Genomic DNA, 24,864 nt, shown 5'->3' on the forward strand with positions numbered 1-24,864 from the left:
AAACACTAATATTTTAAATAAATGTTACGTTTTGAAAACCTTGATAAATCAAGGTTTTTTTGTTGTGTTTTTAAATAGATAGATTTTTTAGAATATTGGCACAGTATTTGCAATATTTAAATTGATTACACAACTTGTCCTTGTAACGCGTAATTCTTTTGTCATTATTTGTAAAAATGTAAGCGTTTCATCGACAGGGATAATTGAGGAGGTGTAGGATGAAAATCTTATTGGTATGTTCTGCAGGAATGTCGACTAGTCTGCTAGTTACAAAAATGGAACAAGCAGCTAAGGCAAAAGGAATTCAGGTAACAATATGGGCTGTTGCTGGTGATGAGGCAAAAGAAAATTTAGCCAAAGCGGATGTATTACTACTTGGTCCACAGGTTCGTTATTTAGCCTCAGAAATGAAGAAGCTGGCTGAACCTAAAGGGATACCAGTTGATACGATTAATCCAGTTCATTATGGATTGATGAATGGTGAAGCTGTTTTGGAAATGGCTTTAAATTTGAAAAAATAAAACGGGGAATTAAAAATCTAGAGAGAAAAGAAGGTGTATTAGAATGATGCGTTTTGCTGAGAAGTATATAATGCCTGCTGCAGCGAAGTTTGGTAATCAACGTCATTTATTAGCGATCCGTGATGCGTTAATTGGAATGATTGCTATTACGATGATTGGAGCTTTTGCTGTACTTATTAATAATTTAGGTGGAGCTATCCACGGCTACGATAAAATGATGGAAACAGTCTTTGGTGCAAACTGGAAAACACTAGGCAGTGATATTTGGTGGGGAACATTTGCATTTATGACCGTATTTGCTGTAGTAGGGATCGCGCATAGATTAGCTCGTTCTTATGGTGATGAAGGTTTTGAAGCAATGCTTGTTGCATTAGCGTGTTACTTTGTACTAGTTCCACAATCATTAGCTGCAGTATCAGTTACGTTAAACGGTGGTAAAACAGCTACAGGTGGAACTTGGGGATTTATTAGTTGGAATTCATTAAACTCAACGGCTTTATTTACAGGAATTATCGTTGCGATTGTTGCAACTGAAATTTTTGTACGTTTAGCTAGAGTGAAACAATTAGTTATTAAATTACCAGATGGCGTTCCACCAGCAGTATCAAAAGCATTTGCAAAGTTATTACCAGGTATGTTAACAATTTTTATCGTTGCATTAGTTGGCTTATTGTTCAGATTATACATTTCGAATGGCGTATTCTTTAATGATTGGTTAAATTCAGTTCTTGTAAAACCATTAACCGATGCAGCAGATTCATTAGGATTTGCAGTTGCAATTGCATTTTTTGTACATTTTTTCTGGGCGCTTGGATTACATGGTCCAAATATTTTAGGGGGGATTACAACTCCTTTATTAACAACACTAGGTAACCATAACATCGATTTATATGCAAAAGGTGTGACAGATCTAGATAAGTATTCTGTTTTAGCAGGTCCATTCTTAGACGCATTCGTATATATGGGTGGATCAGGTACTACAATCGGTTTACTTATTGCTATGTTCTTAGTTAACCGTAAGCGTCATAAACAGATGATTGCTTTAGGAACACCTCCAGGATTATTTAATATTAATGAACCAATTATTTTCGGTTTACCAATCGTATTAAACCCAGTATGGTTAATACCATTTATCTGTACTCCAATTATTTTAACTATTATTTCTTACTTAGCTGTTCAATCACATATTGTTTTCCCAGTTGTTTCTACAATCCCTTGGGTAACTCCACCAGTTATAGGTGGCTATTTAGCAACTGGTGGTCACTGGAGCGGTGCAGTTTTATCGCTTGTTAACGTAGTGATTTCAATCGTTATTTACTTACCGTTTGTTGTAGTAGCAGAAAGAATGGAAGCTAGAAAGTCGACAGAAACGACAAGTAGTAATTCATTAAATGTATAAAGAATGTGAAGGAGAAGAGTGAAAATGCCTACCGACACAAATAATGAACAAATTGCATTTCAACTTATATTACATTCCGGTAATGCTAAGAGTTTATTAATGGAAGCAATGTATAAAGCTCGTGATGGGAAGTTCGAGGAAGCCCGTAGGAAAGTAAACGAGGCGAATGTGGAACTTAAGCTGGCTCATCATTCACAAACTTCACTTATACAAAGTGAAGCGGGTGGGCAACAATACAAAATTAATATTCTTTTAGTACATGCACAGGATCATTTAATGAACACTCTTACAACAAGAGATTTAGTAGTGGAAATTATTTACTTACATGAAAAAATTTCACTTTAATAATTGATAAAAAAAGTGGTGTAGACTAATTCTACATCACTTTTTTTTTAGATTACATAGAACAAAATGTATAATTTAAGTAAGAATCCTAAAAGTGTTTTAAAACACTACAATATAGTTTATATAAATTACGACACACTAACAGGGTAATAACACACTAAAACAATTTAAGAAGGTTGAGGAACTATATTTAACACACTAGACGTTTTAAGTTACTTTCCTTTTAAAGCAAAGAAAAAGATTTAATGACGATGATTCCTTATAGGACAAGGCTTCAATTAGTAAATTATATATTTTTCAATATACCAGAAAAAGTTGGCACGCCATTTGCTATATAAAGAGTGTACAAAATAAATTAATTAGTAGATGCTACAAGGAACAGTTTCTTTCTATCAAACAAACCTGTAAGCGCTACACTAATTCTAAAACTGGAGGAATAACAATGAATATTTTATTAGCTTGTTCAGCAGGAATGTCTACTAGTTTACTAGTAACTAAAATGGAGGATGCAGCAAAAGCAAAAGGGATTGAGGTAAAGATTTGGGCAGTTTCAGGTGATGCTGCAAAAGAAAATTTAGATAAAGCAGATGTTCTTTTATTAGGACCACAAGTACGTTATTTAGCTTCTGAAATGAAAAAAGTTGCCGAGCCAAAAGGGATACCAGTTGATGTAATCAATCCAGTGCATTATGGACTTATGAATGGTGAAGCTGTTTTAGAATTGGCACTTAGTTTAAAAAAATAGTCATGATCGTTGCATACATTTTAAACAAAAGGGAGTCTTAAACAATGATGAATTTTGTAGATAGATATATAATGCCAGCTGCAGCAAAGTTCGGTAACCAACGTCATTTATTAGCAATACGCGATGCGTTAATCGGGATGATTGCCATTACAATGGTCGGTTCATTTGCAGTTTTATTTAATAATTTAGGTGGAGCAATCAAAGGTTACGACAAAATGATGGAAGCTCTTTTTGGAGTAAATTGGAAGACATTAGGTGGAGACATTTGGTGGGGAACATTCGCATTCATGACTGTTTTTGCAGTTGTAGGGATTGCTTATAAATTGGCTCGTTCTTATGGTGATGAAGGATTTGAAGCAATGCTTGTCGCATTAGCATCATATTTTGTACTAGTGCCTCAATCATTAAATGTTGTAACAGTTACATTAGAAAATGGAAAAACAGCTACTGGTAGTGTTTGGGGATTAGTGAACTCTACTTATACTAATTCAACTGCACTTTTTACTGGAATAATCGTTGCCATTATCGCAACAGAAATTTTTGTTCGCTTATCAAGAGTAAAACAATTAGTAATTAAATTACCAGATGGTGTACCACCAGCAGTTTCAAAAGCATTTGCAAAGCTATTACCAGGTATGCTAACAATCTTTGTGGTCGCGATTGTCGGATTACTATTCAGATTATATTTATCGGATGGAGTATATTTTAATGATTGGTTAAGCTCAGTACTTGTTAAACCATTAACGAATGCTGCAGACTCTTTACCGTTTGCAATCGGTATAGCATTCTTTATTCATTTCTTCTGGATGCTTGGCTTACATGGACCAAATATACTAGGTGGAATTACGACACCTTTATTTACAGCTTTAGGAAATGAGAATATTGATTTAGCAGCAAAAGGTGTTACAAAGTGGAGTGAATACAATGTAATGGCAGGCCAGTTCTTTGATGCATTTGTATTCTTAGGTGGATCAGGTGCTACATTAGGGTTAATCATTTCAATGATATTAATTAATCGAAAACGTAATAAACAAATGATTGGATTAGGTGGGGCACCAGGTTTATTCCAAATTAATGAACCAGTTCTTTTCGGATTACCAATCGTGTTAAATCCAATGTGGTTAATTCCATTCATTGGTACACCAATTATCTTAACAGTTATTTCATATTTAGCGATTTCTTTAGGTATGGTTCACCCAGTAACGACGAATATTCCATGGGTAACACCACCAATTTTAGGTGGGTGGTTGATTACAGGAGGACATTGGACAGGTGCAGCATTAGCAGCATTTAACTTAGTTATCTCAGTGGTCATCTATTTACCTTTCGTTGCACTACAAAGACGTATGGAATCTAAAAAAATGAGAGAAGCAGCAAATAATCAAAGTGCTGCTATGTAAGGCAGTTTGAGGAGGATACGAAATGAGTACTTTAACGACAATCGAGCAAACAGCATTCCAATTAATCTTACACGCAGGAAACGCAAAAAGCTCATTAATGGAAGGTATGCAAGCTGCTCGAGCGGGTAATTTAGAAGAAGCAAATAGTAAGATTGAAGAAGCAAAGAAAGAATTAAATCTTGCGCATCAGGCACAAACATCATTAATTCAAGGTGAAGCACGTGGAGAGAATGTTGAATTAAGTATCTTATTAATTCATGCTCAAGATCATTTAATGAATGCATTAACGATGAGAGATTTAGTAACAGAAATAATTTTCCTACATGAAAAATTAAATAAATAAGAAAAATAGAAAAGTAGTTTCCTAGAATGACCGGGCTACTTTTCTCCTATCATTTAGAAGGAGTGAAGAAAATGAGAAACGGTATTAAAATAGCAACAATTGGTGGCGGTTCAAGTTATACTCCAGAATTAGTTGAAGGATTTATTAAACGTTATGATGAACTACCTGTAAGAGAATTATGGCTAGTTGATATTGAAGAAGGTAGAGAGAAACTTGAAATCGTTGGAAATCTTGCAAAAAGAATGGTAGAAAAAGCAGGAGTACCGATGGAAATTCATTTAACACTTGATCGACGTGCTGCTCTTAAAGATGCTGATTTTGTCACAACACAATTTCGTGTAGGTTTACTTGAAGCTCGTATGAAGGATGAGCGTATTCCTTTAAAATATGGGGTAATTGGTCAAGAAACAAATGGTCCAGGTGGTCTATTTAAAGCACTTCGTACAATTCCGGTTATTTTAGATATCGTTAAGGATATTGAAGAGCTTTGTCCAAATGCTTGGCTAGTAAACTTTACGAATCCTACAGGCATTTTAACAGAAGCGATTTTAAGATACACAGATTTCCGTAAAGTAGTAGGTTTATGTAATGTACCAATTCATATTCACATGAACATTGCAAAAGGTCTAGGGGTAGAAGCTGAGCGTGTGCATATTGATTTTATGGGATTAAATCATATGGTTTACGGAACGAAAGTATTATTAGATGGTGAAGATGTAACAAGTCGTGTTGTAAGTGAGTTTGCGCGCCCTGCTGAAAGTATGACGATGCAAAATATTAAGGCAATGGATTGGAATCCTGATTTTATTGAAGCACTTGGAGCGATTCCATGTCCGTATCATCGTTACTACTATCAAACGAAAGTAATGCTAGAGGAAGAACTTGAAGCAGCGAAAAAAGATGGTACTCGTGCTGAGGTTGTAAAAAAATTAGAAGAATCATTATTCGAATTATATAAAGATCCTAATTTAAATATTAAGCCACCACAATTAGAAAAACGCGGCGGAGCTTATTATAGTGACGCTGCATGCCGATTAATTTCATCTCTATATAACAATAAAGGTGATATCCAACCTGTTAACACAATGAATAATGGTGCTATCGCATCAATTCCAGATGATTGTGCTGTTGAAGTAAGTGCCGTTATTACAAAAGATGGTCCAAAACCGCTTACGATGGGTGACTTGCCGGTTGCAGTACGCGGCTTAGTTCAACAAATTAAATCATTCGAACGTGTTGCTGCGGAAGCTGGAGTAACCGGGGATTATAAAACAGCATTACTTGCTATGTGTATTAACCCTCTAGTTGGATCTGATAATTTAGCAAAACAAATTCTAGATGAAATGTTAGAGGCTCACAAAGAGCATTTACCTCAATTCTTTAAAAACGAAAAAGTAGTAGCAAATTAACGATTAAAAAGAGGGATGTAGCTCGATTGAAAGAGTGCATCCCTTTTTATCATACTAAAAGAAAAAGGGGAATGAATGATGACGAAGCTAATTGTAAATGCAGATGATTTCGGCTATTCAAAAGGTGTAAATTATGGCATTATTGAAGCGCATTTGAATGGAATAGTGAACTCCGCGACTATGATGATGAATATGTATGCGGTAGAGCATGGAATTGAATTAGCAAAATTACATCCTACATTAGGATTAGGTGTACATCTTGTATTAACTGCGGGCAAACCTTTATTAACAGGTCTACAAACAATCGTAGATCAAAATGGGGATTTCCTTAAAAATAGTTACTGGTATGACAATCCAGTTATTAATGTTGAAGAAGTTGAAAAGGAATGGGATGCTCAAATTCAAAAGTTTCTTTCTTATGGATTGAATCCTTCACATCTAGATAGTCATCACCATGTACACATGTTCCCAATTCTACATCCAGTAATTGCAAAATTATCTCAAAAGTATGATCTTCCAGTCCGTATTTCTCCAAAGAGTCAAATAGACGGAATCACACCTTTTACGGATCAATTATTAACTGATTTTTATGGTAGTGATATTCCAATAAACTATTTTGAGACAATAGAAGACAGAATAAATAAGAGTGTTGAGTCAGTGGAGGTTATGGTACATCCTGCATTAGTCGATAATCATTTAAAAAATGGTACATCCTATTGCTTTGAGAGATTAACAGAACTAGATATTTTAACGAACTCAAAACTTCCTGATGGAGTAGAGTTAGTAAAGTGTTAATATAGAGTAAAAGTAAAAAGCCAGTTTCTTCAACCGAAGTAACTGGCTTTTTTGACTAAATAAATTAATTTATATAAAAGTCTTCATCTAACCTACTTATATCGTTTCTAGAATAAAATTCCATTAAGTAACATATTTCATCATCAGGTATGATAATGTCACATGCATCCTCAATTTGTTGCATTATTTTTTTGATTTTTAAATATAGCATGTAATCACTATTTATTTTATCTTCTTTATCTTTAAATGGGATTAGAGGCTGTGAGTTTTGAATTCGATCGATCATGCAACTCATATGAATAACAATTCCCATTAGATCCTCATTTTTGAAAAATTTGTCTGTTTGGACTTGTATATCATTTAAGGCACGTCTAATCACACTAATTACTTTTTTAGCATCCTTTAAAGAAATAGTCTCCTGTAGTGTTTCAGCCATTTTTAAATACGTTTCTTCATAAGTTATCAATTCTTGTATTGTCTTTGTTGCCTTCATATTTAATACATCCTGTAAATGAAACGTATTAAATGGAACATTTATATCAAAATTCGAAACAATACAAACGATACTTCGTTCTTTAGATATATCATTTAACATTTTTTGTAATTCGTCTTTATTTAAAAGGCTAATTGGTACGATTTCAAGCATCTCTTTATCATAGACCAAGTTATTCGCTAGTATATTTTTAATGGCTATTGCACTTCCCTGACCAGTCAGACATGCAGTTAAAATGACAGAACGATTAAATTCAGGCTGTTTCGTTTTATTCGAATGAGAATTGATGAAGAAAGTAGTTAAGTTTCGTACATCTTGATAAAGCTCGTCTAAATTATAACCTAGTGTCGCTTTTCTAGAAGCTTCGATTACATGTGCAGTACTTACCATTTGAATCACTCGTACAGGAATTGAAAATTCAGCTTCAATTATGTCGCCGATATAAGATAGTGATCCCATATCGATACAAAGTAGAATTCCATTTAATTTACCTAAAGATTTAATATAATCCTTTACTCGAATTAAAAAATCTTGTGGTGGTTCACTTAATGGCATATCGATTCCAATAACTTCCTCATTTTCTAACAGTTCATTTGTTACATTTGCCATTTCTCTAGCAATACCGTTACCGTGAGCTAATACAATTACTTTTACATTGGAGCTAGTCACTTTAAAATCTTCATTTCCATATACAAAAAACATCGTTATAAATGCTACTTCATCAAATGGGATTGAAACATTTGAGAAATCTTCAATCATTTTTACACATTCAATTGAAACGGAAAACTCATTCTTATATTGCTCTCGGATTTGCGTTATATTTGGATGATAAATTTTCTTGTTTGACTGTATACGTTGTAATAAGGTTTGTATGTGTAGGCTTAGTGCAACGAGTATTTTTTCATTAAATCTCTTACTTAATTTTTCTTCTGCTAGCTTTAGTACCTTTTCACTTAATGTAACGATTTCAGGCTTGATTATTTTTGAGACATTTTCTTTACTAGATAGTTTGCGATTAATAGAAGTTAAATAATGCGTAAAATAACTTTCAATATCGTTTTCCATTAGTAAGGATAACTCGTCCTGAGCAACGCCACGTTGTTTCAGTTCTTCATACTTCGTATCAATTCGGTCATAAATTGTATCTGCAGAATGATCCAATTGGTGGTTACTGGTTATACCCTTTGTTGGTGAAAATTCAAAATGCTCGTTTAAAAGTGTAACTGCATGCTTCACTTTTTTTTCAATGAATAAGCCTTCCTTCACATACCAGTTCAAATCAGTGCTATAAATTCGTATTTTGTCATGTTTATGAGTAATAAAATCTGCGTAAGCCTTTGCACAAGCTAATTGAATGTCGGCTTTAAGTTGTCCGATATTGTTTTGACACGGATAAAATAGAAATGAGCGAATCGTATTTGCACTTACAACGATCTCTTTTCCTAGACGAACACTTTCTTCCGTGAAAAATCGTTTAATCAGTGTCAATCTTTCTTCATATGTTCGATCACGAAGAGCTGGCAATGTAATGACCATAGGGATCCGGCGCGTAAATGTAGATAATAAAGTGGACCCGGGATCCTCTGTTGTTGCTGAAATGATTAATACATTCGATGTTCGCTCGTTTTCTGTCTCTCCTAGTCTTCTATACAACTTATAATCAATGAACGTAAATAACATTTCTTGACCTTCAGGAGTAAGACGATGAACCTCATCTAAAAATAATATTCCATTATTTGCTTTCTCGAGTAGACCTTTTTGTTCTGTAGCACCTGTATAAGCACCTTTTCTTACACCGAAAAGCTGACCTAATAATAGTTGTGGATTATTTGCATAGTCTGCGCAATTAAAAATAATGAATGGAGAATCCTTTTCTAAAACATTCGAACGAATTGCGTAATCATGCATTCTTTTAGCAAAAGCAGATTTACCAACACCAGTCTCACCGAGTATTAATGTATGCATACCATTAGGTGGGTAAAGAATAGCTGATCTTGCTTTTTCGATGGCAGGTCTTAAACTAATATTTTCTTCATAAAAATATTCATATTTATAGTCTGAACTTGCTATCTTAATTTGAGATTGATTCGTTTGTTGTAAAGTATGAGATAAAAGCTTAAATACGACAGGTCTAGAATTTGTTTTAATTAATAATTCTTCTTTAACTAATTTATTTAAATCACTGCTAACGTTTGCTCTATCTAAACCGAGCTTTTGAGCAATCTCATTAGCAGTAAAACCTTGCTCCTTACTTTGAAGAAAAACTTCATAAATCTGATTTTTTCTGTTCATAATGGCCCACCCATCATAAAGAGTTGTATACTTTTACTATACAGGAAAAAGTAAACGTTTTCACTATATTTAAATTAGTATAACAATTCGTCAAGTACTATGAAAAAGTTAAATATCGAGTAAAATAGTATTAAGGGAGTGAAGTAGTATGGAAATGAATTTAATGCAAAAACAATCATTGAAACTTGCGATGACTCAGGAACTACGACAAGCCATTACAATGCTTCAATTTAATGCCCAAGAACTTACTGATTTTTTATTTGAGCAATCATTAGAAAATCCTTTAATTGAAGTTGAAACTCCTCATAACGATTACACTTCTTCAAAAATCAAACAACAAACTACTGTAGGCGGACAAGGAATGGAGTTATATACTCGAAGAACAGAAACATTACAAGAAGAACTTGTTAGTCAGTTAAATGAGTTGAAAATTGATAATGAGGAATATAAAATTATAAAATATTTAATTTATAACTTAGATAAAAATGGATTTTTGATGGAATCAGATGAAGAGCTCATACACGAATTAAATATTTCATTCGTTCAATTACAAATCTGCATTGATACACTTCAACGTTTTGAACCCTCAGGAGTTGGAGCAAGATCCGTTAAAGAGTGCTTATTAATTCAACTAAATGGCCTTGAAGTTGATACAACAATTGCAAAACAAGTCATTAAAGATTATTTTGATCTATTTGTTAATAAAAACTGGAAAGAAATAGCAAAGAAACTTAAGATTAGCTTACCCGATTTACAAAAGCAAATTGACTTAATTTTAACCCTTCAGCCAAGGCCAGGTTTAAATTATTTCCAAGACCAAGTAAATTATGTAGCACCTGATTTAACTGTTGAAAAAATAGGCGGGGAATTTGTTGTACTGATTAATGATAAAATTATGCCGCGTTTAAAAGTACTTAATGAATATTCTTCAATTTTAAATGGTCAACATGAGAAGGAAGTTTCAACTTATTTAAAGGATAAAAATACACAAGTTAACTGGTTAATGAAAAGCTTGGAAGAACGAAAATCAACAATGTTAGCAGTAATGAATTGTATTCTTCGAAAGCAAATTGCTTTTTTTGAAAAAGGTCCTGCAAATTTAAAAACTCTTACTTTAAAAGAGATAGCAGAAGAACTTTCATTACATGAATCGACAATTAGCCGTACATGTAAAAACAAATATGTACAGACACCGTTTGGTTTATATGAAATGAAGAAATTCTTCCATCAAGGTGTAAGTGTAGATGGTGAGGAGCTTGCATCAACGAGTGTACAGGTATTCATCAAGCAACTAGTTGATGATGAAAACAAAGAAAAACCATATTCAGATCAAAAGCTAGTAGAATTATTAGCTGAAAAACATGGAGTAGAAATCTCAAGAAGAACTGTAGCTAAATATAGAGATATACTTAGGATTCCTGGTTCATCAAAACGAAAGCGCTTTAGTTAAAAAGGAGAATGGGATGTCGATTAAGTTAACCTTATTTACAAAAGAGAATTGTGGATTATGCGAAGAAGCAAAAGATGCAATTCGTTTGGTCCAATCTGAATATGAAATCGATGTAAATGAAATTGATATTTATTCTAATGATGCATTATTAGAGGAATATCAACTGATGATTCCTGTTATTCAAATTAATGGGGAAACTGTTGCATACGGAAAAATTCATAAGATTGACATATTAAATGCCATAAATGGGTAGTTATCAGTTGAAAGAAATGAATGACCCTGTTACAATATAAATGTAGCAGGGTTATTTCACTTCTGGAGTAAGTCTTGTTCAAAAAAACAACGTTGCAAAACGCTGTAATTTTTTTAAAACAAGTGGGACATAATATGTCATAGTGGGACACATTTAGACCCAAGTGAATACTCTGTGAAAGAGGAGATGAAAATGAACCATATTTTAAAGCTACAACAAAAATTATTACCTGATCTAATACCTGTTATCCAAAAGAGATTTCAAATCCTACAATATATACGAATTATGCAGCCGATCGGTCGAAGGAATTTGTCTGCTAGCGTAGGATTGACAGAAAGAGTACTTAGATCAGAAGTTGCTTTATTAAAAGAGCAAAGACTGATTAATGTCGCATCTTCTGGCATGACATTAACGGATGAAGGACTAAGCTTACTTCTAGACCTAGAAGAACCAATGCGTGAACTATTCGGTTTGAAAAATATCGAAGACTTGCTTAAGGAAACATTTAATCTTAAGGAAGTAATCGTTGTTTCAGGCGATAGTGACGAGCTGGACTGGGTAAAAAAGGAGATGGGTCGAGCGGCTGTTGGCTGTATAAACCAAAGGCTAGAAACAAATAATATTGTTGCTGTTACTGGTGGTTCCACTTTAGCTGCCGTAGCTGAAATGATGAATGATGATTCTAAAGATCTAAATACCTTATTTGTACCAGCGCGAGGCGGTTTAGGTGAAGAAGTAAGAAATCAAGCAAATACGATTTGTGCAAAAATGGCTGAAATGGCAAAAGGTAATTATCGATTACTTCACTTGCCAGATGAACTTAGTGAAGAAGCCTATGTAACTATGATGGAAGAACCAAGAGTAAAAGAGGTTCTAAATTTAATTCGATCTTCTTCTATTGTCGTACACGGCATAGGAGATGCATTTACGATGGCTAAACGAAGACAATCTTCATCAGAACAGTTAGAAATCTTAACTGAATCTGAAGCTGTAGGAGAGGCATTTGGATATTACTTTAATGAAAATGGTGAAGTTGTTTACAGAGTAAGAACAATCGGTTTACAACTGAATGAATTGGAGAATATACCTTATGTACTAGGAGTAGCTGGAGGGTCTTCTAAAGCAAAAGCAATGGCTTCTTTCTTAAAGAAAGGTCATATAAACATCCTCGTCACAGACGAAGGAGCAGCAAAAGAGTTAATTAAAGGATGTACCCTTTAAAATAAAAAAGCTTCTACCTATTAAAAGGAGGAAATTAAAAATGGCAACTAAAATTGGTATTAATGGATTTGGACGTATCGGACGTATGGTTTTCCGCGCAGCTTTAAACAACCCAAACGTAGAGGTTGTAGCAATTAATGACTTAACAGACGCTAAAACTTTAGCTCACTTATTAAAATATGATTCAGTTCACGGTTCAGTAAACGCTGAAGTAACAGTTAACGGCGATTCAATCGTTGTAAACGGAAGCGAAATTAAAGTAATTGCTGAGCGTGACCCAGCAGTTTTACCTTGGAGCGATTACGGAGTAGAAGTTGTAGTAGAATCTACTGGTCGTTTCACAGATAAAAAAGATGCTGAAAAACACTTAGGTGGATCAGTTAAAAAAGTAATCATCTCTGCACCAGCTTCTAATGAAGATATCACGATCGTAATGGGTGTAAATGATGACAAATACGATGCTGCTAGCCATAATGTAATTTCTAATGCTTCTTGTACAACTAACTGTTTAGCTCCATTTGCTAAAGTATTAGACGAAAAATTCGGTATCAAACGTGGTATGATGACAACTGTTCACTCTTACACAAATGACCAACAAATTTTAGATTTACCACACAAAGATTTACGTCGTGCACGTGCTGCTGCAATGAGCATGATCCCAACAACTACTGGTGCAGCTAAAGCAGTTTCATTAGTATTACCTCAATTAAAAGGTAAATTAAATGGTGGCGCTGTACGTGTACCAACTGCTAACGTATCTTTAGTTGACTTAGTAGTAGAATTAAATGCTGAAGTTACTGCTGAAGAAGTAAATGCTGCATTTAAAGCTGCTTCTGAAGGCGAATTAAAAGGTATCTTAGGATATTCTGAAGAGCCATTAGTATCAATCGACTATAACGGTTGCTCAAACTCATCTACAATCGATGCATTATCTACAATGACTATGGAAGGCAACATGGTTAAAATCCTTTCTTGGTACGATAATGAAACTGGTTACTCAACTCGTGTAGTTGACTTAGTAGCTCACATCGCTTCACAAGGTCTATAATTTTAATAAAAATTAATATGAGGGCGAGGGGATTTTCCTCCCCTCTTTTATTTGATAAAAATCCTCTTTTGTCACTAATCCAACACAATATTAAAAAATACTCTAGAAATAAATTCCAATTGATGTACATAATCTGTTAAAATTGCGGTGACAATATCACAGAATAGATACGACTTTGTATGAGACGGATCGACCAGTGGAATTGAACATGGATGAATAAAAACAGTACTGGAGGCACCTACTATGAACAAAAAATCATTACATGACATTGATGTAAAAGGAAAACGCGTATTTTGCCGTGTAGATTTTAACGTACCAATGGCAAATGGTGAAGTAACAGATGATACTCGTATTCGTGCTGCTCTTCCTACGATTCAGTATTTAATAGAAAACGGAGCAAAAGTTATTTTAGCATCTCACTTAGGACGTCCAAAAGGGCAAGTAAATGAAGACATGCGTTTAAATGCTGTTGCTACACGTTTAAGTGAAAAATTAGGTAAAAACGTTATTAAAGCTGATGAAGCTTACGGTCCTAAAGTTCAAGAAGAAATCAGCAAAATGAACGAAGGCGATGTTTTATTATTAGAAAACGTTCGTTTCTACCCAGGCGAAGAGAAGAATGATGAAGCTCTAGCAAAAGAATTTGCTTCATTAGCAGATGTATATGTAAATGATGCTTTTGGTGCTGCACACCGTGCACATGCTACAACTGCTGGTATTGCTAAACATATCCCTGCTGTAGCAGGCTTCTTAATGGAAAAAGAAATTAATGTTTTAGGTAAAGCACTTTCTAATCCAGAGCGCCCATTTACTGCTATTATCGGTGGAGCGAAAGTTCGAGATAAAATTGGCGTAATTGAAAACTTATTAGAAAAAGTAGATAACTTAATTATTGGTGGCGGACTAGCTTATACTTTCTTAAAAGCTAAAGGCTATGAAATTGGTAAATCTCTTTTAGAAGAAGATAAAATTGATCTAGCAAATGAATTTATGCAAAAAGCAGAAGCTAAAGGTGTTAAATTCTATATGCCAATTGATGCAATTATTGCTGACAAATTCGGTGAAGATGCTAATACTCAGGAAGTTGATATTGATAGCATTCCTGCAGATTGGGAAGCTCTTGATATTGGACCAAAAACAACTGCTCTTTATGCAGATGTAATTAAAAGCTCTAAATTAGTCATTTGGAATGGACCTATGGGTGTATTTGAAATCGATAAATTTGCACAGGGAACTAAAGGAGTAGCACAAGCATTAGCAGATTCTGACGCATACTCAATTATCGGTGGTGGAGACTCAGCTGCTGCTGCTGAAAAATTCGGCTTAGCAGATAAAATGAGCCATATTTCTACTGGTGGCGGTGCTTCATTAGAATTTATGGAAGGTAAAGAACTTCCTGGAGTTGCATTATTAAACGATAAATAAGTCTAATAGCTTTACAACATTTAGTAATTGAAATAGAGTAAGATGTTATGTCTTACCAATTGTTAGGAAGGTGTTTCTCATGCGTAAACCAATTATCGCAGGTAACTGGAAAATGAATAAGACGCTTAACGAAGCGATGACATTCGTTGAAGAAGTAAAAAATAGCATTCCATCATCTGATAAAGTAGATTCAGCAGTTTGTGCTCCTGCATTATTTATTGCACCTATGTTATATAGTGTAAAAGGAACTGAATTAAAAATTGGTTCTCAAAATGTAAGTAATCAAGATAGTGGAGCTTATACTGGAGAAATTAGCCCAGTAGCACTTAAAGATTTAGGTGTAACTTATGCTATTATCGGACATTCAGAACGTCGTGAATATTATGGCGAAACAGATGAGTTTATTAATAGTAAAACAAAAAAAGCTTTCGAACATGGACTTACACCAATTCTTTGCTGTGGCGAAACGCTTGAAGAACGTGAAGGCGGTAAATTTGAGGAAGTTATTCGTACTCAATTAACAGCTGATCTTGCAGGTCTTACAGATGAGCAAGTAAAGAATTTAGTAATTGCATATGAACCAATTTGGGCAATTGGAACAGGGAAATCTGCTACAGAAAAAGATGCACAAGATTCATGTAAATTTGTTCGTGATGTTGTAGCAAGCCTTTATAATGAAACTGTTGCAGAATCTGTACGTGTACAATATGGCGGCAGTGTAAAACCTGAAAACATAAAAGAATATATGGCTCAACCTGATATTGACGGTGCGTTAGTAGGTGGAGCAAGCTTAGAACCAGCTTCTTTCCTTGCATTATTGGAGGCTGTTAAGTAATGAGTAAACAACCAGTAGCGTTAATTATCCTTGATGGATTTGGTTTGCGTGAAGAAACATTTGGAAATGCTGTTGCACAAGCGAAGAAACCAAATTATGATAGATATTGGAATAAATATCCTCACGCACAATTAACTGCTTGCGGTGAAGCAGTAGGTCTACCTGAAGGACAAATGGGTAATTCTGAAGTAGGTCATTTGAATATTGGTGCGGGACGAACTGTTTATCAAAGCTTAACGCGCGTAAATAAGGCAATTCGTGAAGGCGAATTCGAAAAAAATGATACATTCATCGATGCAATTAAAAGTGCAAAAGAAAAAGATAAAGCATTACATATTTTTGGTCTACTGTCTGATGGTGGTATTCACAGCCATATTAATCACATGTTTGCTTTATTAAAATTAGCTGCTGAAGAAGGCATGAAAAAGGTATATGTACATGCATTCCTTGATGGACGAGATGTTGGTCCAACTACAGCTAAAAAATATATCGATCAAACTGAAGCAAAGTTTAAAGAATATGGTGTCGGAGAATTTGCAACAATTTCTGGCCGTTATTATTCCATGGACCGTGACAAACGTTGGGATCGTGTAGAAAAATGCTATTGCGCAATGGTATATGGAGAAGGGCCAACTTATACAAGTCCGTATGAATTAATTAAAGATTCCTATGCGAACGGTATCCACGATGAATTCGTTTTACCTTCTGTAATGGTAAAAGAAGATGGAACACCAGTTGCAACAATAAGTGATGATGATTCAATTATCTTCTACAACTTCAGACCTGACCGTGCAATTCAAATTTCAAATGTATTTACAAACGATGATTTCCGTGACTTTGATCGTGGAAGTAAGTTCCCGAAAAATGTTCATTTCGTTTGCTTAACACATTTTAGCGAAACAGTACAAGGTTATGTGGCATTTAAACCATCAAACCTAGATAACACTTTAGGTGAAGTTCTGTCTCAAAATAACTTAAAACAATTACGAATTGCTGAAACGGAAAAGTATCCACACGTTACATTTTTCTTTAGTGGAGGCCGTGAAGCACAGTTCCCAGGTGAAGAACGTATTTTAATTAACTCGCCAAAAGTTGCGACTTACGATTTACAACCTGAAATGAGTGCTTTTGAAGTAAAAGATGCATTACTTAAAGAGATTGCTGCAGACAAGCATGATGTAATCATCTTAAACTTTGCAAATCCAGATATGGTAGGACATTCAGGAAAACTTGAGCCGACAATTAAAGCAATTGAAGCTGTTGATGAATGTTTAGGAGAAGTAGTTGATGCAATTCTAGCTAAAGGCGGAAAAGCAATCATTACTGCTGACCATGGAAATGCTGATGAGGAAATTACACCAGAGGGTGAACCTATGACAGCTCACACGACTAACCCTGTACCAGTTATTGTTACTGAAGAAGGTATTACGTTACGTGAAGATGGTATTTTAGGTGATTTAGCTCCAACTGTTCTTGATTTATTAAAAGTAGAACTACCAAAAGAAATGACTGGTAAATCACTTATTAAATAAGTGAACAGTTAATATAAAAGTTTTTAATTATGCGTATAACGCAACAAAAGGAGAGATTTTATTATGTCAATGATTATTGATGTTTATGCTCGCGAAGTATTAGATTCTCGTGGTAACCCTACTGTTGAAGTAGAAGTTTATACAGAAGATGGTGGCTTTGGCCGTGCACTAGTACCAAGTGGTGCTTCAACTGGTGAATATGAAGCTGTTGAATTACGTGATGGAGACAAATCTCGTTACCTTGGTAAAGGTGTTGAGAAAGCTGTAGCTAACGTTAATGATATTTTAGCTGAAGAGATCGTAGGATTCGAAGTAACTGATCAAGTTTCAATCGACCGTCGTATGATTGAGCTAGATGGTACTGAAAACAAAGGTAAATTAGGCGCTAACGCAATCCTAGGTGTATCTATGGCAGTAGCTCGTGCAGCAGCTGATGAATTAGGTTTACCATTATACCAATACCTTGGTGGATTTAATGCGAAACAATTACCAGTTCCAATGATGAATATCATCAACGGTGGTTCTCATGCTGATAATAACGTAGACTTCCAAGAATTCATGATCTTACCTGTAGGTGCTGATAGCTTTAAAGAAGCAATTCGTATGGGTACTGAAATTTTCCACAACCTAAAAGCTGTATTACATGACAAAGGTTTAAACACAGCTGTAGGTGACGAAGGTGGATTCGCTCCAAACCTTGGTTCAAACCGTGAAGCTTTAGAAGTAATCATGGAAGCAATTGATAAAGCTGGTTACAAAGCTGGAGAGCAAGTATTCTTAGGAATGGACGTTGCTTCTTCTGAATTCTTTAACAAAGAAACTGGTAAATACGATCTTGCAGGTGAAGGACGCACTGGCGTATCTTCAGCAGAAATGGTTGATTTCTACGAGCAACTTTGCAATGATTTCCCAATCCTTTCAATTGAAGATGGTTTAGATGAAAATGACTGGGATGGTCATAAATTATTAACAGAACGTTTAGGTAACCGAGTACAATTAGTAGGTGACGATTTATTCGTTACAAACACTAAAAAATTAGCTGAAGGTATTGAAAAAGGTATCGCAAACTCAATCCTTATCAAAGTTAACCAAATCGGTACATTAACTGAAACTTTCGATGCAATCGAAATGGCTAAACGTGCAGGTTACACAGCAGTAGTTTCTCACCGTTCTGGTGAAACTGAAGATAGCACAATCGCTGATATCGCAGTTGCTACAAACGCTGGTCAAATTAAAACAGGTTCTGCTTCTCGTACAGACCGTATCGCTAAATACAACCAATTATTACGTATTCAAGACGAGTTAGGCGAAAGCGCAGTATACCAAGGATTAAAATCTTTCTACAACTTAAGAAAATAATTTAATCAAAACTAAGTGCATTAACAAAAAACATAATCCATTATAGACACGTTAAAAAGAGAAGGATCGTCACCTTCTCTTTTTTTTGCATGAAAAACACAGTTTAAAACCTTTTCTTTTTAATTAAAACCCAAATTCTACATGTTCCAACTACAGCAATGAATATACTTGAGATATCAAATATTATTAGTCTTTTTTAATCGTTTGGATGGGCAAAATTTGGTAGGAATTGAATAATAAATACAGTTAAAACGACAGAGATTAAATAAAATATAGTTGCACTAGCTATTAAAATAGTCCTTCTATTTTTCTTTTTCATTGGTTGCTCCTATTTTATGTTGTAAATGGTATTAAATATGGAAATTATTACATCTTAGCAGAGTATTTTGAGAAATAACTGGTTGATATGTGAACATTTTTTTACTATAGATAAATAAAAGAATTTAAATAAATAGATTGATTATTAAAGGATTTTAATGTTAATATAAGAATATATGTTCTTAATTTTCGAGAACATAAGTTCCTGTGTTGATTTGTAATGAACTGTAAATTTTTTATACAATTTTTGATTTAAAGAAAATTAAATAAGAGGAGGAAAAAATGACGACAACAACTTCAACACCTTCAAATCCTTCAATGGCTTCCTTGCTAAAAAATCGCTTTATCCAGACGATTCTCACCGCAGGTTTGTTTATCCAAGTCGGAATTTGGATTCGTAATTTTGCAATTTTATTATTTGTTGTTGAAAAGACGAATGGCGATGCTACAGCCGTGTCACTTATTTCAGTTGCTGAGTTTGCACCTATTTTTATCTTTTCATTTATCGGTGGTACTTTTGCGGATCGATGGAAACCAAAGCGTACAATGATTTGGTGTGATCTTTTAAGTGCGGCTTCAATTTTTGTTATACTTCTAGCGCTAACGTATGGGACTTGGAAGTTCGTATTTTTTGCAACACTGGTTTCTGCAATTTTGTCACAGTTTTCACAGCCATCTAATATGAAGTTATTTAAGGTTCATGTACCAATGGAGCAAATGCAAGCTGGTATGTCTTTATTTCAAACAATGATGGCAATCTTTATGATTTTAGGTCCTGTATTAGGAACATTTGTATTTCAACAAGCAGGAATGTTTGTATCGATGGGTATAGTAGGTATTGCTTTTCTTTTATCAGCTCTAGTATTAACAAAGTTACCTAAAGATCAAGAAGAGGAAAAAGTTGATCAAGCTTCTTCTTTATGGGAAGAGATGAAACTAGGATTTCAATATGTTTGGACAAGAAAAATTTTAGTCCTTTTAGGCGGGGTTTTTGCAGCAGCAGGACTTGGCATCGGTTTTATTCACCCATTAGCAATTTTTCTAGTTACTGAACGATTAGGACTAGATAAAGATTATTTACAATGGTTATTCGCAGCAAATGGTGCAGCTATGATTATTGGGGGTGGCCTGATTATGGTAATTTCTAATAAACTGGCACCGCATGTTTTATTATTGATTGGTATGGCTGTCAATGCTATCGGAATTTTTGTAATAGGTTGGTCTCAATTATTTTGGCTTACACTATTGGCCGAGTTCTTTATAGGGCTGTTTATGCCTGCACTTCATATTGGAATTAATACAATTATTTTAAAAAATACAGATGAAAAGTTTGTAGGTAGAGTGAACGGTATATTAACTCCATTATTTATGGGCTCTATGGTCATTACAATGAGCTTATCAGGCGTTTTAAAAGAACAATTTTCTTTATTCACTATTTATCAACTTTCAGCAGTACTATTCATCATCGGAATATTGATTATGGTTCCGATGTTCAAGATGAAAAATGTGGTAGTTGAAGCAAAATCATAAAAGTAAATCAATTAATAAAACCTGATTACTCTGTTAAAGATAGTCAGGTTTTTTGTTCAATGTAAAAAAGAATCTTAGAGCGGAAATCTGAAGTAGGCCTCTTTATGTGAAAAATTCACATGTTAAATATGCCAAAAGTACCTTTTCACAAAGAGAAGGTTATTACTTACCTATATATTGATATAATGGAGGAACCAAATAGTCTACTAATTATTGAGATAAAGGGTGAGAAGCATGAAGGAGAAATACGGCATCATTGACATTGGTTCAAATACAATCAGACTTGTTATATATGAAAAAAGTAATAGTAGGCGTATAAAAGAAGTTGAGAATATTAAAACGGTAGCTCGTTTACGTAAATACTTAAATGATAAAGAAGTTTTGAATACTGAAGGAAAGAATATATTACTTAATACCCTTCTAATGTTTCAAGAAATCACTCGCCATCATAAAATTGGTGAAATAAAATGTGTAGCAACTGCGACAATTAGGCAATCAGTTAATCAAGATGAGATTATTCAACTCGTTGCTGAAAATACTGATTTTACATTACGCGTTTTATCTGGGCATGAAGAAGCGTACTATGGATTTCTTGCTGTTTTAAATTCTACTCCAATACAAGAGGGAATTACAATTGATATTGGTGGAGGTAGTACAGAGGTAACTTATTTTAAGAATCGTGAAATGCTCCATTTTCATAGTTTTCCATTTGGAGCATTATCTTTAAAGCAAGACTTTATATCAAGTAATATGCCAACTGCTGAAGAAATGAAACAACTTACTCAATTTATACAAAAGCAATTTGAATCTTTAGATTGGCTCAGAGATAAGCAAGTTCCGATTGTCGCAGTTGGGGGAAGTGCTCGGAATGTAGTGCAAATACATCAAAGCTTAGTTAATTATCCGATTTCAGGTATTCATCAATATGAGATGAATTTTGAAGAAATAAACTATATAAAAAAACACCTCTTATCTTTAGAGTTTGATCACATTTTACGAACTGAGGGTCTATCAAAAGATCGTGCTGATATCATTCTTCCTGCAATTGAGGTCTTTAAAGAACTTTATTCAGTTGTTAATGCGAAGAGCTTTATTTTAAGCAATAAAGGTTTGAGAGATGGAATATTTATGGAAGATTTTATATTAAACAGAGATAAGTTGCCTCCTAATGTATTAGACAAAAGTTTTAGTGATTTAGAGATAGACTATGGAATAAATATTAATCACGTAAATTATATTAAGGTTTTAGTAAACCAATTAGTGGAGCAAATTAATTTATACAATTTAAATCAAATAAATTCTGGAGATATATTAGATCTAAATCTAGCAGCACGGGTCTATAATATTGGACAATACATAGACGAAGAATCGAGTAGTCAGCATACATTCTATTTATTATCTAATCGTACAATTGAAGGATTGAGCCACAAGGATCGGATAAAAGTAGCGTTAATAGCTTCATATAAGAATAAAAATAGCTTTAAACAATATGTAAAACCGTTTCTTGAATGGTTTACAACGGATGAACTTAAGAAACTACGCTTTTTAGGGATTCTTTTAAAGTTTACTAATAGTCTAAACGCATCGAAAAGAGAGGTAGTAAAGAATATTGAGCTTAAAATAAACGATGATAATCTGATTATACAACTTAACTGTATTGAGGATGCACCAGTTGAAGAAATTGAATCTGAAAAGCATAAGAAGCAATTAGAAAAACTATTTAATAAAACAATTAATATATATTTTGAAAAGCACAAATCAGAGTAATCAGATTGTGCTTTTTTATTTTAATCGCAAACTGTCAGGAATTAACATTTTTTTCATATCTTTACAATTTATTAACATAGCGTTAATAATAGGTAAATTTTATTATTGTAGGATTATGGTGTAGATATTTATTAAAAAATAAAGAGATCGTATTTCTAGAATATGTTCAAAAAGGGTGTAAATGATGATAGCGACAAAAGAGTATAGTGGTAGAAATATAGAGTTAGCAGATCCACAATATTATAATAATCGAGAATTAAGTTGGCTAGCGTTTAATGAACGTGTTTTAGAAGAGGCATTGGACGAACATAATCCTTTGCTTGAACGTTTGAAATTTTTGGCGATATTTAGTTCGAATTTAGATGAGTTTTTTATGGTACGCGTTGCTGGATTAAAGGATCAAGTGAAAGCTGGTTTTAATAAACCAGAAAATAAGGCTGGTTTAACACCAAAACAGCAACTTTCACAAATATCAACAGCTGGTCATGAACTAGTGAATTTGCAATATAAAACTTTCCGAGAAACATTAATACCAAAATTAAAACAAGAGAATGTTCATTTAGTAAAATATCATGAACTTAGTGATGGACAAAAAAATTATTTAGAAAAATATTTTGAAGAGCAAGTACTTCCTGTTCTAACACCTATGGCAATCGATGCTTATAGACCTTTTCCAATGCTATTAAATAAAAGTTTAAATTTAGCTGTTTATTTAGAAGATCTGGCAGAGGAAGAAGAGAAGCGTAATAAATTTGCGATTGTACAAGTACCTTCTTTATTAAAAAGATTTATATCAATCCCTACACTTGATGAAAAGCATTGTTATATTTTATTGGAAGATGCGATTACTGCATACATACATCTATTGTTTCGTGGTTTTAAAGTACGAGAAGTAGCGCAGTTTCGAATTACTAGAAATGCTGATTTGACGATTCATGAAGAAGGAGCTAGAGACTTACTTCTTGAAATAGAAAAAGAGTTAAAAAAACGTAAATGGGGTTCTGCGATTCGACTTGAAATTGGACCACCAGGCGCAAGCGAATATATTTTAAATTACTTATTAGAGAAGCTAGACGTACATGGAAAAGATATATATGAGCTTGATGGTCCATTAGATTTAACATTTTTATTTAGTTTTTATAAGGAATTAGAAAAGTATAAAGAGGATCTAGTGTATGAAACATTAATCCCACAGCCTCCACATGATCTTGAATCCGATGGGGATATATTTAGCAAAATAATGGAACAAGATATATTGCTTCATCATCCATACGACTCATTTGAACCAGTATTAGATTTTGTATTAGATGCAGCGAATGATCCGGACGTCTTAGCGATTAAACAAACTTTGTATCGAGTAAGTGGTGATTCCCCAATTATCGAGGGATTAAAACGTGCAGCGGAAAATGGTAAACAAGTAACTGTTCTTGTAGAGTTGAAAGCTCGATTTGATGAAGAAAACAATGTACATTGGGCAAAGGAATTAGAAAAAGCGGGCTGTCATGTTATTTATGGAATGACTCATTTAAAAACGCATAGTAAAATCACACTTGTTGTTCGTAAAAAGAATGGGAGAATTGAGCGGTTTGTCCACTTGGGTACTGGTAACTATAACGATGCAACTGCAAAAATTTATACAGATATGGGACTAATGACTGCTAATCGACAAATCGGAATAGATGCTACAAATTTTTTTAACTTCTTAAGTGGGTTTATGGAGAAGCCAGACTTTAGGCATTTATCGGTCGCTCCGTATAGTATTCGTCATGATTTTATTCGAATGATTGATGAGGAAATTGCTTTTCATAAGCAGTATGGAAATGGACGAATAATTGCCAAAATGAATTCTTTAACTGATAAGCAAATTATTATGAAGATATATGAAGCATCTAAAGCTGGGGTAAAGATTGACTTAATTGTACGCGGAACTTGTTGTTTGCGTCCTCAAATAAAAGGTGTCAGCGAAAATATTCGTGTCATTAGTATCGTTGGACGATTTCTGGAGCATAGTCGAATCTATTATTTTTATCATAACGGAGAACAGAAAATCTTTTTATCTTCTGCGGATTTAATGACACGTAATATGGAAAAACGAGTTGAAATCTTTTTTCCAATATTCGCTGATCATTTAAAAAAGCGAATTATGAATATTCTACTTATGATGCTCTTTGATACAGCAAAGGCACGTGAGCAAGATGAAAATGGTATTTATCATTATGTGAAAAGCATTGGAAAAGAGAAATATAATAGTCAGAGTGAATTGTTTAATTTGGCATATAATGTGTGGGATGATAAAGGATAATAAAGAAAAGAGAAGGTTTTTAGTCCTTCTCTTTCCAGACTGTTGACAAACGCTCGCTTTCTTCGTTGCTTCGCCTGTCTGC

The 24,864-nt window shown here is 34.0% G+C and carries 20 protein-coding genes; 19 read left to right on the forward strand and 1 reads right to left on the reverse strand.

Annotated features, from left to right (window positions below):
* Positions 1-218: 218 nt before the first annotated feature.
* The 8 genes from ABEY15_RS12490 (at position 219) to chbG (ending at position 6,957) form a co-directional block, all read left to right on the forward strand.
* Entirely contained in the window at positions 219-521 is a 303-nt protein-coding gene (locus ABEY15_RS12490) for a PTS sugar transporter subunit IIB (protein ID WP_429890401.1), read from the forward strand.
* A gap of 43 nt (positions 522-564) precedes the next feature.
* The gene (locus ABEY15_RS12495) at positions 565-1,920 is read left to right on the forward strand and encodes a PTS sugar transporter subunit IIC (RefSeq protein WP_429890403.1); all 1,356 of its coding nucleotides are present in this window, start codon (positions 565-567) and stop codon (positions 1,918-1,920) included.
* Positions 1,921-1,944: 24 nt separating this feature from the next.
* Positions 1,945-2,265, forward strand: a complete 321-nt coding sequence (locus ABEY15_RS12500) for a PTS lactose/cellobiose transporter subunit IIA (protein ID WP_429890405.1) — start codon at positions 1,945-1,947, stop codon at positions 2,263-2,265.
* Positions 2,266-2,707: 442 nt separating this feature from the next.
* Positions 2,708-3,010: a PTS sugar transporter subunit IIB gene (locus tag ABEY15_RS12505; RefSeq protein ID WP_056469857.1), complete on the forward strand. Its 303-nt coding sequence runs from the start codon at positions 2,708-2,710 to the stop codon at positions 3,008-3,010.
* Between the two features lie 44 nt (positions 3,011-3,054).
* A complete protein-coding gene (locus tag ABEY15_RS12510) occupies positions 3,055-4,410 on the forward strand; it encodes a PTS sugar transporter subunit IIC (RefSeq protein ID WP_429890406.1) in 1,356 nt (451 codons plus the stop codon).
* A 22-nt stretch (positions 4,411-4,432) separates the two neighbouring features.
* The gene (locus tag ABEY15_RS12515) at positions 4,433-4,753 is read left to right on the forward strand and encodes a PTS lactose/cellobiose transporter subunit IIA (RefSeq protein WP_029715362.1); all 321 of its coding nucleotides are present in this window, start codon (positions 4,433-4,435) and stop codon (positions 4,751-4,753) included.
* A gap of 71 nt (positions 4,754-4,824) precedes the next feature.
* Positions 4,825-6,162 carry a 6-phospho-beta-glucosidase gene (locus tag ABEY15_RS12520; RefSeq protein ID WP_429890408.1) on the forward strand — a complete coding sequence of 446 codons (1,338 nt, stop codon included), beginning with the start codon at positions 4,825-4,827 and terminating at the stop codon, positions 6,160-6,162.
* 78 nt (positions 6,163-6,240) lie between these two features.
* A complete protein-coding gene (gene chbG, locus ABEY15_RS12525) occupies positions 6,241-6,957 on the forward strand; it encodes a chitin disaccharide deacetylase (RefSeq protein WP_429890409.1) in 717 nt (238 codons plus the stop codon).
* Positions 6,958-7,021: 64 nt separating this feature from the next.
* On the opposite strand, the gene ABEY15_RS12530 is transcribed toward chbG, so the two are convergent.
* Complete coding sequence (locus tag ABEY15_RS12530; protein ID WP_429890411.1) at positions 7,022-9,742, reverse strand: sigma 54-interacting transcriptional regulator; 2,721 nt, start codon at positions 9,740-9,742, stop codon at positions 7,022-7,024.
* Positions 9,743-9,890: 148 nt separating this feature from the next.
* Between ABEY15_RS12530 and rpoN the strand changes: the two genes are divergently transcribed.
* From rpoN to ABEY15_RS12585, 11 genes are all read left to right on the forward strand, one after another.
* Positions 9,891-11,192, forward strand: a complete 1,302-nt coding sequence (gene rpoN / locus ABEY15_RS12535) for an RNA polymerase factor sigma-54 (RefSeq protein WP_429890413.1) — start codon at positions 9,891-9,893, stop codon at positions 11,190-11,192.
* 13 nt (positions 11,193-11,205) lie between these two features.
* The gene (locus ABEY15_RS12540; RefSeq protein WP_429890415.1) at positions 11,206-11,445 is read left to right on the forward strand and encodes a glutaredoxin family protein; all 240 of its coding nucleotides are present in this window, start codon (positions 11,206-11,208) and stop codon (positions 11,443-11,445) included.
* Between the two features lie 192 nt (positions 11,446-11,637).
* Entirely contained in the window at positions 11,638-12,666 is a 1,029-nt protein-coding gene (locus ABEY15_RS12545) for a sugar-binding transcriptional regulator (RefSeq protein WP_429890416.1), read from the forward strand.
* Positions 12,667-12,706: 40 nt separating this feature from the next.
* Complete coding sequence (gene gap, locus ABEY15_RS12550) at positions 12,707-13,714, forward strand: type I glyceraldehyde-3-phosphate dehydrogenase (RefSeq protein WP_429890418.1); 1,008 nt, start codon at positions 12,707-12,709, stop codon at positions 13,712-13,714.
* 243 nt (positions 13,715-13,957) lie between these two features.
* Positions 13,958-15,139 (forward strand): phosphoglycerate kinase, encoded by a 1,182-nt coding sequence (locus tag ABEY15_RS12555; protein ID WP_331225331.1) that lies wholly within the window; start codon positions 13,958-13,960, stop codon positions 15,137-15,139.
* A 79-nt stretch (positions 15,140-15,218) separates the two neighbouring features.
* Positions 15,219-15,974: a triose-phosphate isomerase gene (tpiA, locus tag ABEY15_RS12560; RefSeq protein WP_335410066.1), complete on the forward strand. Its 756-nt coding sequence runs from the start codon at positions 15,219-15,221 to the stop codon at positions 15,972-15,974.
* Positions 15,974-17,506 carry a 2,3-bisphosphoglycerate-independent phosphoglycerate mutase gene (gpmI, locus tag ABEY15_RS12565; protein WP_429890419.1) on the forward strand — a complete coding sequence of 511 codons (1,533 nt, stop codon included), beginning with the start codon at positions 15,974-15,976 and terminating at the stop codon, positions 17,504-17,506. The genes tpiA and gpmI overlap by 1 nt, the downstream gene beginning before the upstream one ends.
* Positions 17,507-17,569: 63 nt before the next feature.
* Entirely contained in the window at positions 17,570-18,865 is a 1,296-nt protein-coding gene (gene eno / locus ABEY15_RS12570) for a phosphopyruvate hydratase (RefSeq protein WP_429890421.1), read from the forward strand.
* Between the two features lie 600 nt (positions 18,866-19,465).
* Positions 19,466-20,713 (forward strand): MFS transporter, encoded by a 1,248-nt coding sequence (locus ABEY15_RS12575; RefSeq protein ID WP_429890422.1) that lies wholly within the window; start codon positions 19,466-19,468, stop codon positions 20,711-20,713.
* A gap of 234 nt (positions 20,714-20,947) precedes the next feature.
* Entirely contained in the window at positions 20,948-22,480 is a 1,533-nt protein-coding gene (gene ppx / locus ABEY15_RS12580) for an exopolyphosphatase (protein WP_429890424.1), read from the forward strand.
* A 184-nt stretch (positions 22,481-22,664) separates the two neighbouring features.
* Positions 22,665-24,782, forward strand: a complete 2,118-nt coding sequence (locus tag ABEY15_RS12585; protein WP_429890425.1) for an RNA degradosome polyphosphate kinase — start codon at positions 22,665-22,667, stop codon at positions 24,780-24,782.
* Positions 24,783-24,864 lie beyond the last annotated feature (82 nt).

The organism is Gottfriedia acidiceleris, from assembly GCF_050457485.1.
Classification (GTDB): domain Bacteria; phylum Bacillota; class Bacilli; order Bacillales; family Bacillaceae_G; genus Gottfriedia; species Gottfriedia acidiceleris_D.

Bases quoted from the DNA above. Each gene is read 5' to 3' on its own strand.
- ppx (WP_429890424.1), top strand. From the start codon at position 20,948: ATGAAGGAGAAATACGGCATCATTGACATTGGTTCAAATACAATCAGA.
- ABEY15_RS12500 (WP_429890405.1), top strand. From the start codon at position 1,945: ATGCCTACCGACACAAATAATGAACAAATTGCATTTCAACTTATATTA.
- eno (WP_429890421.1), top strand. From the start codon at position 17,570: ATGTCAATGATTATTGATGTTTATGCTCGCGAAGTATTAGATTCTCGT.
- ABEY15_RS12540 (WP_429890415.1), top strand. From the start codon at position 11,206: ATGTCGATTAAGTTAACCTTATTTACAAAAGAGAATTGTGGATTATGC.
- ABEY15_RS12520 (WP_429890408.1), top strand. From the start codon at position 4,825: ATGAGAAACGGTATTAAAATAGCAACAATTGGTGGCGGTTCAAGTTAT.
- ABEY15_RS12510 (WP_429890406.1), top strand. From the start codon at position 3,055: ATGATGAATTTTGTAGATAGATATATAATGCCAGCTGCAGCAAAGTTC.
- chbG (WP_429890409.1), top strand. From the start codon at position 6,241: ATGACGAAGCTAATTGTAAATGCAGATGATTTCGGCTATTCAAAAGGT.
- ABEY15_RS12530 (WP_429890411.1), bottom strand. From the start codon at position 9,742: ATGAACAGAAAAAATCAGATTTATGAAGTTTTTCTTCAAAGTAAGGAG.
- ABEY15_RS12575 (WP_429890422.1), top strand. From the start codon at position 19,466: ATGACGACAACAACTTCAACACCTTCAAATCCTTCAATGGCTTCCTTG.
- gpmI (WP_429890419.1), top strand. From the start codon at position 15,974: ATGAGTAAACAACCAGTAGCGTTAATTATCCTTGATGGATTTGGTTTG.
- tpiA (WP_335410066.1), top strand. From the start codon at position 15,219: ATGCGTAAACCAATTATCGCAGGTAACTGGAAAATGAATAAGACGCTT.
- ABEY15_RS12585 (WP_429890425.1), top strand. From the start codon at position 22,665: ATGATAGCGACAAAAGAGTATAGTGGTAGAAATATAGAGTTAGCAGAT.
- gap (WP_429890418.1), top strand. From the start codon at position 12,707: ATGGCAACTAAAATTGGTATTAATGGATTTGGACGTATCGGACGTATG.
- ABEY15_RS12490 (WP_429890401.1), top strand. From the start codon at position 219: ATGAAAATCTTATTGGTATGTTCTGCAGGAATGTCGACTAGTCTGCTA.
- ABEY15_RS12515 (WP_029715362.1), top strand. From the start codon at position 4,433: ATGAGTACTTTAACGACAATCGAGCAAACAGCATTCCAATTAATCTTA.
- ABEY15_RS12505 (WP_056469857.1), top strand. From the start codon at position 2,708: ATGAATATTTTATTAGCTTGTTCAGCAGGAATGTCTACTAGTTTACTA.
- ABEY15_RS12555 (WP_331225331.1), top strand. From the start codon at position 13,958: ATGAACAAAAAATCATTACATGACATTGATGTAAAAGGAAAACGCGTA.
- ABEY15_RS12545 (WP_429890416.1), top strand. From the start codon at position 11,638: ATGAACCATATTTTAAAGCTACAACAAAAATTATTACCTGATCTAATA.
- rpoN (WP_429890413.1), top strand. From the start codon at position 9,891: ATGGAAATGAATTTAATGCAAAAACAATCATTGAAACTTGCGATGACT.
- ABEY15_RS12495 (WP_429890403.1), top strand. From the start codon at position 565: ATGATGCGTTTTGCTGAGAAGTATATAATGCCTGCTGCAGCGAAGTTT.